The following is an 11936-nucleotide window of genomic DNA, read 5'->3' as shown; positions in this document are numbered from 1 at the left end:
CCGTCAGGCGGCGGCGCGGCCGGCGACGAAGATCCGGGCCTGCTCGGTGACGCGGCGGCCGAGGTGCTCGGCGGTGGCTATGTCGGCCTTGTGCACGCCCTCGGGACCCTGGTCGTTGTTGGACTGGGCGGCGGCGCCGAGGAAGAAGCCCAGGCGGTTGAGGTCGTTCTCCGAGGCGGTGCTGCTGTTCCAGCCCGGCATCAGGCCGAGGCCGACCCAGTGCATGCCGTGCTGGGCGGCGAGCACGGTGAAGAACTGCAGGGTGTGCAGCTTGTCGCCGCTCTTGGAGGCGGAGTTGGTGAAGCCGGCCGCCAGCTTGTCCTGCCAGGCGCGGGTGAACCAGCGCTTGGAGCTGGCCTCGGCGAAGGCGTGGAACGCGCCGGAGGCGGTGCCCATGTAGGTGGGCGAGCCGAAGACGATGGCGTCCGAGGCGTCCAGCAGCTCCCACTGCTCGTCGGTGATCTGCCCGACGTCGACCAGGTGGACGGTGGCGCCGGCGTCGGCGGCGCCGGCGCGGACGGCCTCGGCCAGGACGGCGGTGTGGCCGAAGCCGGAGTGGTAGGCGATCGAGACGACGGGCGTGGTCATGGTGGCTCCCTGGACGGTGCTCGCTACGGCGGGGTGCTGGCGCGACCAGCACTGCGTAAAGGTAAGCACTAACTTTTGGAAAGCGCAAGCCTCTGGTTAGCGCTGTGCAGGAGTATGGTGTCTGCATGGGGACGATTGACGAGCACCACGACCAGCTGCCCTTCGACGTCTTCGCCCGCAGCTGCCCCTCGCGCGAGACCCTGGGGCACGTCACCGGCCGCTGGGGCGGTCTGACGCTGTGCGCCCTGCGCGAGGACACCCTGCGCTTCAACGAGCTGCGCCGCCGCGTGGAGGGCGTGAGCGAGAAGATGCTGTCCCAGACGCTGCATGCGCTCGAACGCGACGGCCTGGTCTCGCGCGACGCACAGCCGACCAACCCGCCGCGCGTCGACTACGGCCTCACGGAGCTGGGGCAGGAGGTGGCCGACCGGCTGCTGGGCCTCGTCGAGGTGCTGGAGCAGCGAATGCCCGACGTGCTGGCAGCCCGCACCCGGTACGACGCCGAGCGCGCGTGAGCGCTGGCAGCGCGTTTGAGGGTCTGTCCGGCGGATCTTCGCCCAGGCCTCGGGGTGGCGCGTTCGACTGCGGGCCGTCGATAGCCGATCGCGCCCACGCGGCGGCAGCCGCACATCGACACCGCCCCGCGCCCCTACGGGGCGCTCAGGTGGTGGGGCGCGGCGGGCGCTGGCAGCGGGGGCAGAAGTAGCTGGAGCGGTTCATCCACGGGCGCCGGCGGATGGGCGTGCCGCAGCGGCGGCACGGTTCGTCCTCGCGCCCGTACGCGTCCAGGGAGCGGTCGAAGTAGCCGGACTGGCCGTTCACGTTGACGTAGAGGCTGTCGAAGCTGGTACCGCCGGCCGCGAGGGCCTCGTTCATGACCTCGCGGATGTGCGTGAGCAGCTCCGCCGTGCGCGGCCGGGTCAGGCCCGCGGTCGGGCGGTCGTAGTGCAGCCGGGTGCGCCACAGCGCCTCGTCGGCGTAGATGTTGCCGATGCCGCTGATCAGCGACTGGTCGAGCAGGGCCCGCTTGACGGTGGTGCGTCGCCGGCGCAGCGCGGCGTGGAAGGCGTCGTCGTCGAAGGCCGGGTCGAGGGGGTCGCGGGCGATGTGCGCGATGACGTCCGGCAGGCCCTCGGCGTCGCCGGGCACGGTCTCGTGCAGCGAGAGGCCGCCGAAGGTGCGCTGGTCGACGAAGCGCAGCTCGGTGGCCTCGGCGTCGGCGAAGCGGAGGCGGATGCGCAGGTGCTTCTCGTCGGGCGAGCCCTGGGGCTGGACGAGGAGCTGGCCGCTCATGCCGAGGTGGGCGAGGACGGCGAGAGCGGGGGTGCCGGCGGCGGGCCCGGCCGGCGGCTCGACCGGCAGCCACAAGTACTTGCCGCGGCGCCGGGCGGTGCCCAGGCGCTGCCCGGTCAGCCGGGCGGCGAAGTCCTCGGGGCCGGCCATGTGGCGGCGTACCGCCCGGGCGTGCAGGACCTGCACCGATGCGACGGTGCGGCCGCACACCCAGCGCTCCAGGCCGGAGCGGACGACCTCGACCTCGGGCAGTTCGGGCAACGGTGCTCCTTCGTCGCGATCTTTGGTCACTGAAGACGCGGGATACGCCACCGCCGGGCGGCCCACGAGGGGCCGCCCGGCGGTGAACAGGATGCTGCGTCAGCCGGACGTTTCGGCGGTGTCGCCCTGCCCGGCCGCCTCGACCGCGGTACCCGCCTCGGCCGCGGCCTTCTCGGCCTTGACGCGGGCTTCGGCGGCGCTGTTGATGGCGCGCCAGGCGGACTCCGCCGCCTGCTGCTCGGCTTCCTTCTTGCTGCGGCCGGTGCCGGTGCCGTACGCGACACCACCGACGCGGGCAGCAGCCGTGAAGGTCTTCTCGTGGTCCGGACCGGTCTCGGTGACCAGGTATTCCGGCACGCCGAGGCCTTCGGTGGCGGTCAATTCCTGGAGGCTGGTCTTCCAGTCCAGGCCGGCGCCGAGGTTGGAGGACTTCTCGATCAGCGGATCGAAGAGCCTGTGCACCAGCTCGGCGGCCGCGTCGAGGCCCTTGTCGAGGTAGACAGCGCCGATGACCGCTTCCAGGGTGTCGGCGAGGATCGATGCCTTGTCCCGGCCCCCGGTGCCCTCCTCGCCCCGGCCGAGCCGGATGAAGGAGCCGAGGTCCAGGGTGCGGCCGACCTCGGCCAGCGCCCGCGAGTTGACCACCGCGGCCCGCAGTTTGGCCAGCTGGCCTTCCGGCAGGTCGGGGTGGATCCGGTAGAGGGTGTCGGTGACCACCAGGCCGAGCACGGAGTCCCCGAGGAACTCCAGCCGCTCGTTGGTGGGCAGCCCGCCGTTCTCGTACGCGTAGGAACGGTGAGTCAGCGCACGCACCAGAAGGGCGGTCTCGAGGCTGTACCCGAGCCGCCCTTCCAGAAGCGTGTGGGACGAGGCCGTGTCCGCCGGCGCCTTCTTCGGCGTAGTGGCGTCTGACATGGAGCCTGTCACCCGCCGATCAGACCGCGAGGACCTGGCGCTTGTTGTAGGTGCCGCAGCTGGGGCACGCGATGTGCTGCTGCTTCGGCTCGTGGCAGCGCTCGCACGCCACCAGGGGGGTGACCGCAGCCTTCCACTGCGACCGGCGGTGGCGCGTGTTGCTGCGCGACATCTTCCGCTTCGGAACAGCCACGGCTACTTCTCCTGTGAGTCATCCCCGTTGGCACGGGGTGCGTTGTCCTTCTCGCCGGCCGTGTCGCCGGAGAGTCCCTGCAGTGCCGCCCAACGAATGTCGACGGTCTCGTGGTGGTGGTCCGGGTCGTCCGCCAGCCGTGCCCCGCACTCGGAGCACAGACCAGGGCAGTCGTCCTGGCACACCGGCTGCAGCGGCAGTGCGAGCACCACCGCGTCACGCAGCACCGGTTCGAGGTCGAGCAAGTCGTCCTCGAGGAAGAGCATGTCCTCCTCATCGTCCTCAACGTCGTCGTCCGCGGCCACGATGCGGCCCCGGGCGTCGGCGTCGGGGTAGGAGTACATCTCCTGGAAGTCCACGTCGAGCTCCTGCTCGAGCGGCTCCAGACACCTTACGCACTCCCCGGTGAGCGGTGCACGGGCGGTGCCTGTGACGAGCACCCCTTCCATGACCGACTCCAGCCGGAGGTCCAGCTCCACCGCGGCGCCCTCTGCCACGCCGATGACCTCGATACCGAGGTCCTGCGGGGCGGGGACGGAGCGGGAGACCCTCTTGAGCGCACCGGGACGCCGGCCCAGCTCGCGCGTGTCGAACACGAGAGGGTTACGGGGGTCGAGGCGGGCGTTCAGGGCTTCCTGCTTTCTACGCTGCGGTGACGGCGACCCCCCGGGTCGAGACACGGCGGGCAGCCCGGATCGCGGGACGTACGCGCGACCGAAGAGCCAGGATACTGGACGGCCCCCGCTGGGCCCAATCCGCACCCGGGCGGACGGCCCGCGGGGCCGGTCAGTGCCCCTGCTCGTACTGCCTGAGCCGGTTCAGGTCGATCATCGAGGTGTCGAAGAAGCTGGTCTCGTCGAGCGCGGCCGCCCGGCCGCCGCGCCCCTGGGGCTGGGGCTCCTGGGGGGTCTGCCGGTGCGTCTCGACCGGGTAGACGGCCGCCGTGCCGTACGCCTGCGGCGCCTCCTGCGGCTGCCAGGCGTAGGGGTCGGTCTGCTGGTAGCCGCCGGGGACGGCATAGGGGTCGGTCTGGTGCGGGTAGTGCCCGCCGTAGTCGTAGTCGCCCTGCTGGTGGGAGTAGCCCGCGGCGGGCGCGTAGTCGCCCCAGGCGGGCTCCTGCGGGGCCGCGGGGGCCGCCGGCGGCTCCGGGGCCGCCCGGGGGGCGGGGGCGGCCGCCTGAGGGCCGGCGAGACCCGCCAGGAAGTCCGCGTCGCTGGTGGGCCGGCCCGCGGCCAGGCCGTCCTGGGCGGCGAGGTGGGCGCCGAGCTCGTCGACGGGGCGCGCGCCGAGCAGCTTCTCGCGGCCCCGGCCGACGGCCTCCAGGGTCTTGGCCAGCACGGCCGAGACGGCGCTGAGCTTGGCGTCGACGTAGGCGTCGGCGTTGTGGCGCTGGGTGTGCGCGTCGGTGCTGCGCTCGGGGGCGTCGTCGGCCGCCCCGCCCTCGTACCCCTCGTAGCCGCCCTGCACCGCTCCGGGCAGCCCGAGCAGCTTCTCCCGGCCGCGGTCGATGGAACCGCGGGTCTTGGTGAGCACGACCTCGAAGTTGGCGAGCTTGCTGTCGACGTAGTCGTCGGCCGCGGCGCGGATCTCCGCCGCCTCGCGGTGGGCCTCGGCGAGGATGCGGTCGGCCTCCTCGCGGGCGAGGCGGGCGACCTCGGTCTCGGCGACCAGGGAGCCACGCTGGTCGCGGGCCGCCTGCAGGATCCGCTCGGCCTCGGCGTGGGCCTCGGCCACCAGCTGCTCGCGGTCGCCGATCACCTCGCGGGCCCGGTCGAGGGAGCCGGGCAGCGCGGCCCGCACCTCCTGCAGGCCCGCCAGCAGGTCGGCCCGGTTCAGCACGCACGAGGCGGACATGGGCAGGGCACGGGCACCGGCGACGGTCGCGACGATCTCGTCGAGCTTCTTCTGGACGTCCACCTTGACGATCGCCGCCTTCGTGACATCTTCGGGCCCGGCGGGCCCTGGGGAGGGAACGGGGACGACTGTACGGCCGCCGGACCCCGCCCGGCATGCTCTGACGGTCAGTCAGTTCGCGGCTGTCGCGCGAGCCGCTCGCCCAGGGCTTCGAGCACCACCGGCGGCACCAGGTGGGAGACGTCGCCGCCCCAGGCCGCGACCTCCTTGACCAGGCTGGAGGAGAGGAAGCTGTAGGTGGGGTTCGTGGGCACGAAGAGGGTCTCGACGCCGGAGAGGCCGTTGTTCATCTGGGCCATCTGCAGCTCGTAGTCGAAGTCGCTGACCGCCCGCAGCCCCTTGACGATGGCGGGGATCTCGCGCTGCTTGCAGAAGTCGACGAGCAGACCGTGGAAGGACTCCACCTCCACGTTGCCGTACTCGGCCGTGACCCGGCGCAGCAGCTCTATCCGCTCGTCGACGGTGAACATGCCCTGCTTGGATTTGTTGATCATCACGGCGACGTGGACGACGTCGTACAGCTTTGACGCGCGGGCGATGATGTCGAGGTGCCCATTGGTGACGGGGTCGAACGACCCCGGACAGACGGCGCGGCGCAACGGTGGTTCCTCGCTCTCCGGTCCATTCATGACGTGCCCGAATCCCTGTCGGCAGTGCACGCCGAAGCGGCGTGACCGTACCAAAGCGTCCCCTCGCCGTAGCGACGGGCCCTCAATGCCTCGAACCCCTCCGGCCAGCGGAATTCCCCGCCTCTGGTGCTGCGCTCCACAGTGACGAGGGCCTCCTCGGCGAGCCACCCCCTGCGCCGGAGTGTGAGGAGGATCTCCCGAAGATCGTCGTCGGTGACCGCGTAGGGCGGGTCGAGGAAGACCACGTCGTACGGCTGCCCCGGAACCGGCCCGGCCACCACCTGCTCGGCCTTGCCGGTACGCACCTCGGCGCCCGGCAGGCCGACCGTGCGGACGTTGTCGCGGATGACGCGTACGGCACGGGCGTCGGCCTCGACGAGCAGGACGTGCCCGGCGCCGCGCGAGAGCGCCTCCAGGCCGACCGCGCCCGAGCCGCCGTACAGGTCGAGCACACGCGTGCCCTGCAGGGTGCCCAGGAAGGACACCCAGGTGGAGAACAGGCCCTCCCGCGCCCGGTCGGAGGTCGGGCGGGTGCCGGTGCCCGGCGGCACGGCCAGGCGGCGTCCGCCGGCGGCGCCGGCGATCACGCGGGTCATGGGTCTTTCCGGTCCTTCGTCGCGGTGCGGGATGCGGGCGCCGGCACGGGCCGTCGCCGGACCCAGCGTATGGCGTCCCCGCGGCGCGGGCTCACGGGGCGTCCCCAGGACGCACCGGCCCGGGCGCGGCGCTCCCCCTGCGGGCGGCTCGTGTGCAGTGCCCCGTCAGGGGCGCCGTGACGGCCGGCCCTACCCCTTGTCCAGGTACTCGGCGCGTTCCTGGTCCAGCAGGGCGTCCAGGGCGGTGCGCAGGTCGGGCAGGGTGGCGAGGTCGGGGTCGGCGGCGACCACCGCGGCGGCCTCCTCGCGGGCGGCGGCGATGATCTCCTCGTCGTCGATGACGGCGAGCATCCGCAGCGAGGAGCGCACACCGGACTGGGCCTGGCCCAGCACGTCGCCCTCGCGCCGCTGTTCGAGGTCGATGCGGGAGAGCTCGAAGCCGTCCAGCGTCGCGGCGACCGCGCCCAGCCGGGCCCGGGCCGGGCTCGCCTCGTGGGCCTCGCTGACCAGCAGGCACAGGCCGGGCGCGGAGCCACGCCCGACGCGGCCGCGCAGCTGGTGGAGCTGGGAGACGCCGAACCGGTCGGCATCCATGATCACCATCGCGGTGGCGTTGGGCACGTTCACGCCGACCTCGATGACGGTGGTGGCCACGAGCACGTCGACCTCGCCGGCGGCGAAGCGGCGCATCACGTCGTCCTTGGCGTCGGGCTGCATCCGTCCGTGCAGCACCTCCACGCGCAGCCCGGCCAGCGGCCCGGCCGACAGCTGCTCGGCCACCTCCACGACCGCCAGCGGAGGCCGCCGCTCGCCCTCCCCCTCCGCCTCGGCCTTCGCCTTCGCGCCGGCCTTGGCCCGGGCGCCCTCGTCCTCCTCGTCGCCGATGCGCGGGCAGACCACGTACGCCTGGTGGCCCGAGGCCACCTCCTCGCGCACCCGCTCCCAGGCCCGGGCCAGGAAGTGCGGCTTGTCCTTGGCGGGGACCACGTGCGTGGCGATCGGCGAGCGGCCGGCGGGCAGCTGGTCGAGCACCGAGGTCTCCAGGTCGCCGAAGACCGTCATGGCGACCGTGCGCGGAATGGGCGTGGCGGTCATCACCAGCAGGTGCGGGGGCTGGGCGCCCTTGGAGCGCAGGGCGTCGCGCTGCTCGACGCCGAAACGGTGCTGTTCGTCGACCACGACCAGGCCGAGGTCGTGGAACTGCACCTTGTCCTCGATCAGTGCGTGCGTGCCCACCACGATGCCCGCGTCGCCCGTGACGAGGTCCAGCAGCGCCTGACGGCGGGCGGCCGTGCCCATGGAGCCGGTCAGCAGCACCACCTTGGTGCCCTGCTCGGCGCCGCCGAGCATCCCGCCCTCGGCGAGGTCGCCCATCATCTCGGTGATGGACCGGTGGTGCTGCTGGGCGAGCACCTCGGTGGGGGCGAGCATCGCCGCCTGTCCCCCGGCGTCGACGACGGCGAGCATCGCGCGCAGCGCCACCATCGTCTTGCCGGAACCCACTTCGCCCTGCAGCAGCCGGTGCATGGGGTGCTCGGTGGCCAGGTCGTCGAAGATCTCGGCCGATACGGTGCGCTGGCCCTCGGTCAGCGTGAAGGGCAGCTTCGCGTCGAACGCGTCGAGGAGCCCGCCGGGAGCGGGCTTGCGGGGCACGGCGGGCAGCTGGGAGTCGGCGTGCCGGCGGCGGGCCAGCGCCACCTGCAGCACGAACGCCTCGTCCCACTTCAGGCGGGAGCGGGCGTCGGCGATGTCGGCCTTCGTCCGCGGCCGGTGGACCTTGCGGAAGGCCTCCGGCAGCGGCAGCAGCCCACGGCCCTCGCGCAGCCGCTCCGGCAGCGGGTCGCGCACCAGCGCCCAGCCGCCGGCCTCCATGGAGGCGAGGACGGCGTCGACCGCCTTGGAGATCTTCCAGGACTCCATGCGGGAGCAGGCCGGGTAGAGCGGGATCAGCTGGTTGGCCCACGCCTCGACGGTGCCCGCCCCGCTGTCCTCGCCGAGCATCTCGTACGCCGGATGGGACAGCTGGCGCACGTTGCGGAAGGTGCCCACCTTGCCGGCGAACATCCCGCGCCGGCCAGGCACGAGCTCCTTTTGGTGGTGGTAGATCGAGCGGCCGAAGAAGACCAGCTGCAGCCGCCCGCTGCCGTCGGTCAGCGTGACCTCCAGGCGCTGCCCGCGCCCGGCGTTGAACTTGTGCACGCGCGCGTCGCTCACCTGGGCGACGACGGTGACGTGCTCGTCGAGCGGCAGGTCGGCCAGGCGCGTGAGCTCGCCGCGCTCGGCGTAGCGGCGCGGGTAGTGGTGCAGCAGGTCGCCGACCGTATGCAGGTCGAGGTGCTCGGCCAGCACCTTCGCGGTGCTGCCGCCGAGGGTCTTCTTGAGTGGTTCGTCCAGCGCGGGCACGGGTCCATTCCACACCACGGCACTGACAGCCGGGTCCATTCCGCACCACGGCACCGGCAGCCGGGGCTATTCGACGCCGATCAGCAGCGGGGCGGCCTGCTGGCCGCCGTGGTAGACGACCGTGTCGACGGCGAGGTGGCCGCCGCGCACGTGCCGGCGCAGCCGGTCGGCGACCGCGTCGGGCACGCCGTCGCCCAGCACCAGGGTGACCATCTCGCCGCCGGCGGCGAGCATGCGGTCCAGGACGGTCTCGGCGGTGGCGGCCAGCTCGCCGCCGATGACGGCGACGTCGCCGTCGATCAGGCCCAGCACGTCGCCGGCCTGGCAGACCCCGGCCATCGTCCACGCCTGCCGCTCGGCGACGACCAGCTCGGCGTGGCGGGTGGCCCCGGCGGCGGAGGTCATGGCGACGACGTCCTCGTCGAAGCGCCGGGCGGGCTCGTGGACGGCCAGCGCGGCGATCCCCTGCACCGGGGAGCGGGTGGGGATCAGGGCCACCCGTACGCCCTCGGTGCGGGCCTGCTCGGCCGCGGCGGCCGCGGCGTGCCGCAGGTCGGCGTCGTTGGGCAGCAGGACGACCTCGCGGGCGTTGGCCCGGCGGACCGCCTCCACCAGCTCGCCGCTGGCCGGCGGCTCCCCCGGCCGCACGGCGACGACGGTGGCCCCCGCCTGCGTGCACAGGGCGGCCAGGCCCTCGCCGGGCACGACCGAGACGACCGCCCGCTGCACGGGCTCGGTGGCATGGGTGGCGCGCTCCTGCGCGGCCGCGCCGAAGTGGGTGATGCGCACGCGGTAGGGCCGGCCGGCGTCGATGCCGGCCTCGACGGCGGCACCGGCGTCGTCGACGTGCACATGGACGTTCCACAGCCCGTCGCCGCCCACGACCACCAGGGACTCCCCCAGCACGTCCAGGCGGGCGCGCAGCCGGGCGACGGCCGCGTCGTCGGCCTCCAGGAGGTAGATCACCTCGAAGGCCGGGCCGGTGGGACCGCCGTCGTGCGGTCCGGGCCCCCGGTCGGCGGGGCAGCCCTCGGCCAGCCAGCCGTGGGCGGCCGCCGCCGGGGCCGCGGCCCGCGCCGCGCGGGCGGGCGCCGCCGCGGCGCCGGCCAGCGCCGCGGACAGCGCGCCGAGCACCTCCACCAGGCCCTTGCCGCCCGCGTCGACCACACCGGCGTCCGCGAGGGCCGCCAGCTGACCGGGGGTGGCCGCGAGCGCGGTACGCGCGCCCTCGTACGCCGCACCCGCCACCGCGGCGGCGTCGCCGGCGGTCACGGCGGCGGCGTCCGCCGCCGCGGCCGCCACGGTGAGCACGGTGCCCTCCACGGGGCGGGCCACGCCCTCGTACGCCGAGTCCACGGCGCGGCGCAGCGCGCGGCGCAGCAGCGCCGCCCCGTCACCGCGGTGATCCTCGTCACCGGCGGCCGTCAGTACCTCGGCCATGCCGCGCAGCAGCTGGGCCAGGATGGTGCCGGAATTGCCGCGGGCGCCTATGAGGGCGCCGTGCGCCATCGCCCGGACGGCCTCCGCCAGGCCCGGGCGGGAGGCGGGGCCGGCGGTCGCGTGGGCGTCGAAGACCGCGTCCACGGCGCGGGCGGCGGACTCGACGGTCAGGTAGAGGTTCGTGCCGGTGTCGCCGTCCGCCACGGGGTAGACGTTGATCGCGTCGATCTCCTCGCGGGCCCGGCCCAGCGCGTCCAGCGCCAGGGCGCACCAGGTGCGTACCGCCGTGGCCTCCAGCGCTTGCGGCACGTGGGGTCCTCCTCGTAGGTGGGCTCGATCGGTGCTGGAGCAGACTAGACCGGAGGGCCGCTGCCAGGGGCGGGGCAGGCGGCCCCGGGGCCGGTCATGGTAGTTTCGTTGTCCGGGAGCGGCCGTTGTATGCTGCTCCGGTTGCCTGATGAGAATCAGGCTTTCCCCTGGCAAGCCAGTCACCTTCGACCCGGCACGCCGGGATTTCCCGTAAGTGCATCTGAAGTCTTTGGAGTGACCCGTGGCTGCCAACTGCGACGTCTGCGGCAAGGGGCCGGGCTTCGGCAACAACATCTCGCACTCGCACCGCCGTACGTCCCGTCGCTGGAACCCCAACATCCAGCGTGTGCGTGCCGTGGTCGGTCGGACGCCGAAGCGCCTCAACGTCTGCACCTCGTGCATCAAGGCCGGCAAGGTCTCGCGCTAACTAGCTAGTAGCGCGGCAGCCTCGCCGTCCCTTGAAAGCCGGTCCCTTCGGGGACCGGCTTTTTGCATGCGCCCGACGCACAGCACTGCCCCTGCCGGACCACGGCGCCCCGAAGGGGCGCGGGGAACTGCGCGACAAGCCACGACGCGCCCGCGGACGAAGACCCTCCGGACACGGCCTAGAGGTTCCATCCGTGGTGCACCGGGCCGATGCCCTCGCCCAGCGGGAAGCCGGCCGCTATCGCACCCGTGACGTACGTCTTCGCCGCCGCCACCGCCTCCGGCACCGACTGCCCGTGCGCGAGGCCCGACGCGATCGCCGATGCCAGGGTGCAGCCCGTGCCGTGGGTGTGGCGGTTGTCGTGGCGTGGGGCGCGCAGCCGGTGTTCGGTGGTGCCGTCCGTCAGGAGGTCGACCGCGTCGCCGTCGAGGTGTCCGCCCTTGATGAGCACCCACTGCGGCCCGTACGCCAGTACCGCCTCTGCGGCCGGCCGCAGGTCGGCCTCCGAGCGCACGCGGACGCCGGTCAGCCAGGCGACCTCGTCGAGGTTGGGGGTGGCGACGGTGGCCACCGGCAGCAGTGCGGTGCGCACGGCCTCCAGCGCGGACGCGGCCAGCAGTGCGTCGCCGTGTTTGGAGATGCCGACGGGGTCGACGACGACCGGTACGGAGAGGTCGGCGAGCAGTCCGGCGACCTCCTGCACGAGCTCGGTCGAGGCGAGCATGCCCGTCTTGACCGCCTGGACGCCGATATCGTCGACGACGCTGCGGAACTGGGCCCGTACCGCCTCCGCCGGCAGGGGCCAGGCGCCCTGGACGCCGCGCGAGTTCTGGGCGGTGACGGCGGTGATCACGCTCATGCCGTGCACCCCGAGGGCGAGCATCGTCTTGAGGTCGGCCTGGATGCCCGCACCGCCGCCGGAGTCGGAGCCGGCGACGGTCAGGACGCGAGGAGGGAGGGACACGGGG

Annotated in this window: 13 protein-coding genes; 2 read left to right on the top strand and 11 right to left on the bottom strand. The window is 73.5% G+C overall.

Translation table 11 applies throughout. From position 1 onward, the window contains the following. Positions 1–3: 3 nt before the first annotated feature. A complete protein-coding gene (locus AC27L3_RS28620; RefSeq protein ID WP_487236960.1) occupies positions 4–588 on the bottom strand; it encodes a flavodoxin family protein in 585 nt (194 codons plus the stop codon). Positions 589–713: 125 nt separating this feature from the next. On the opposite strand from AC27L3_RS28620, the gene AC27L3_RS28615 reads away from it, so the two are divergent. Next, positions 714–1103, top strand: a complete 390-nt coding sequence (locus AC27L3_RS28615) for a winged helix-turn-helix transcriptional regulator (RefSeq protein ID WP_487236959.1) — start codon at positions 714–716, stop codon at positions 1101–1103. 145 nt (positions 1104–1248) lie between these two features. Here the strand turns inward: AC27L3_RS28615 and mutM are convergent, their stop codons facing one another. From mutM to AC27L3_RS28570, 9 genes are all read right to left on the bottom strand, one after another. Then, complete coding sequence (gene mutM, locus AC27L3_RS28610) at positions 1249–2142, bottom strand: bifunctional DNA-formamidopyrimidine glycosylase/DNA-(apurinic or apyrimidinic site) lyase (RefSeq protein ID WP_487236958.1); 894 nt, start codon at positions 2140–2142, stop codon at positions 1249–1251. A 99-nt stretch (positions 2143–2241) separates the two neighbouring features. Beyond that, a complete protein-coding gene (gene rnc, locus AC27L3_RS28605) occupies positions 2242–3057 on the bottom strand; it encodes a ribonuclease III (RefSeq protein ID WP_487236957.1) in 816 nt (271 codons plus the stop codon). Positions 3058–3076: 19 nt separating this feature from the next. Next, positions 3077–3250, bottom strand: a complete 174-nt coding sequence (rpmF, locus tag AC27L3_RS28600) for a 50S ribosomal protein L32 (RefSeq protein ID WP_086575354.1) — start codon at positions 3248–3250, stop codon at positions 3077–3079. Between the two features lie 2 nt (positions 3251–3252). After that, positions 3253–3846 carry a YceD family protein gene (locus tag AC27L3_RS28595; RefSeq protein ID WP_487236956.1) on the bottom strand — a complete coding sequence of 198 codons (594 nt, stop codon included), beginning with the start codon at positions 3844–3846 and terminating at the stop codon, positions 3253–3255. Between the two features lie 190 nt (positions 3847–4036). Then, on the bottom strand, positions 4037–5167 hold the full coding sequence (locus tag AC27L3_RS28590) for an ATP synthase subunit B family protein (RefSeq protein ID WP_487236955.1): 1131 nt from the start codon (positions 5165–5167) through the stop codon (positions 4037–4039). Positions 5168–5271: 104 nt separating this feature from the next. Beyond that, complete coding sequence (gene coaD / locus AC27L3_RS28585) at positions 5272–5793, bottom strand: pantetheine-phosphate adenylyltransferase (RefSeq protein ID WP_365968011.1); 522 nt, start codon at positions 5791–5793, stop codon at positions 5272–5274. Beyond that, entirely contained in the window at positions 5790–6389 is a 600-nt protein-coding gene (gene rsmD / locus AC27L3_RS28580; RefSeq protein WP_487236954.1) for a 16S rRNA (guanine(966)-N(2))-methyltransferase RsmD, read from the bottom strand. The genes coaD and rsmD overlap by 4 nt, the downstream gene beginning before the upstream one ends. Positions 6390–6578: 189 nt before the next feature. After that, positions 6579–8831, bottom strand: coding sequence for an ATP-dependent DNA helicase RecG (gene recG, locus AC27L3_RS28575; protein WP_487236953.1), 2253 nt, complete (start codon positions 8829–8831; stop codon positions 6579–6581). Between the two features lie 27 nt (positions 8832–8858). Next, complete coding sequence (locus tag AC27L3_RS28570; protein WP_487236952.1) at positions 8859–10541, bottom strand: DAK2 domain-containing protein; 1683 nt, start codon at positions 10539–10541, stop codon at positions 8859–8861. A 241-nt stretch (positions 10542–10782) separates the two neighbouring features. Here AC27L3_RS28570 and rpmB point away from each other — a divergent pair, with 241 nt between their 5' ends. Then, on the top strand, positions 10783–10968 hold the full coding sequence (gene rpmB, locus AC27L3_RS28565) for a 50S ribosomal protein L28 (protein ID WP_003957616.1): 186 nt from the start codon (positions 10783–10785) through the stop codon (positions 10966–10968). A 178-nt stretch (positions 10969–11146) separates the two neighbouring features. Here the strand turns inward: rpmB and thiD are convergent, their stop codons facing one another. Further along, positions 11147–11932, bottom strand: coding sequence for a bifunctional hydroxymethylpyrimidine kinase/phosphomethylpyrimidine kinase (gene thiD / locus AC27L3_RS28560; protein ID WP_487236951.1), 786 nt, complete (start codon positions 11930–11932; stop codon positions 11147–11149). Positions 11933–11936: the final 4 nt, after the last annotated feature.

It is taken from the genome of Streptomyces sp. PKA51 (assembly GCF_057552455.1).
Note: the sequence above shows the minus strand (reverse complement) of the source record. Positions and strands in the feature narration are given on the sequence as shown.

Bases quoted from the DNA above. Each gene is read 5' to 3' on its own strand.
- AC27L3_RS28620 (WP_487236960.1), bottom strand. From the start codon at position 588: ATGACCACGCCCGTCGTCTCGATCGCCTACCACTCCGGCTTCGGCCAC.
- AC27L3_RS28615 (WP_487236959.1), top strand. From the start codon at position 714: ATGGGGACGATTGACGAGCACCACGACCAGCTGCCCTTCGACGTCTTC.
- coaD (WP_365968011.1), bottom strand. From the start codon at position 5,793: ATGAATGGACCGGAGAGCGAGGAACCACCGTTGCGCCGCGCCGTCTGT.
- rnc (WP_487236957.1), bottom strand. From the start codon at position 3,057: ATGTCAGACGCCACTACGCCGAAGAAGGCGCCGGCGGACACGGCCTCG.
- recG (WP_487236953.1), bottom strand. From the start codon at position 8,831: ATGGACCCGGCTGTCAGTGCCGTGGTGTGGAATGGACCCGTGCCCGCG.
- rsmD (WP_487236954.1), bottom strand. From the start codon at position 6,389: ATGACCCGCGTGATCGCCGGCGCCGCCGGCGGACGCCGCCTGGCCGTG.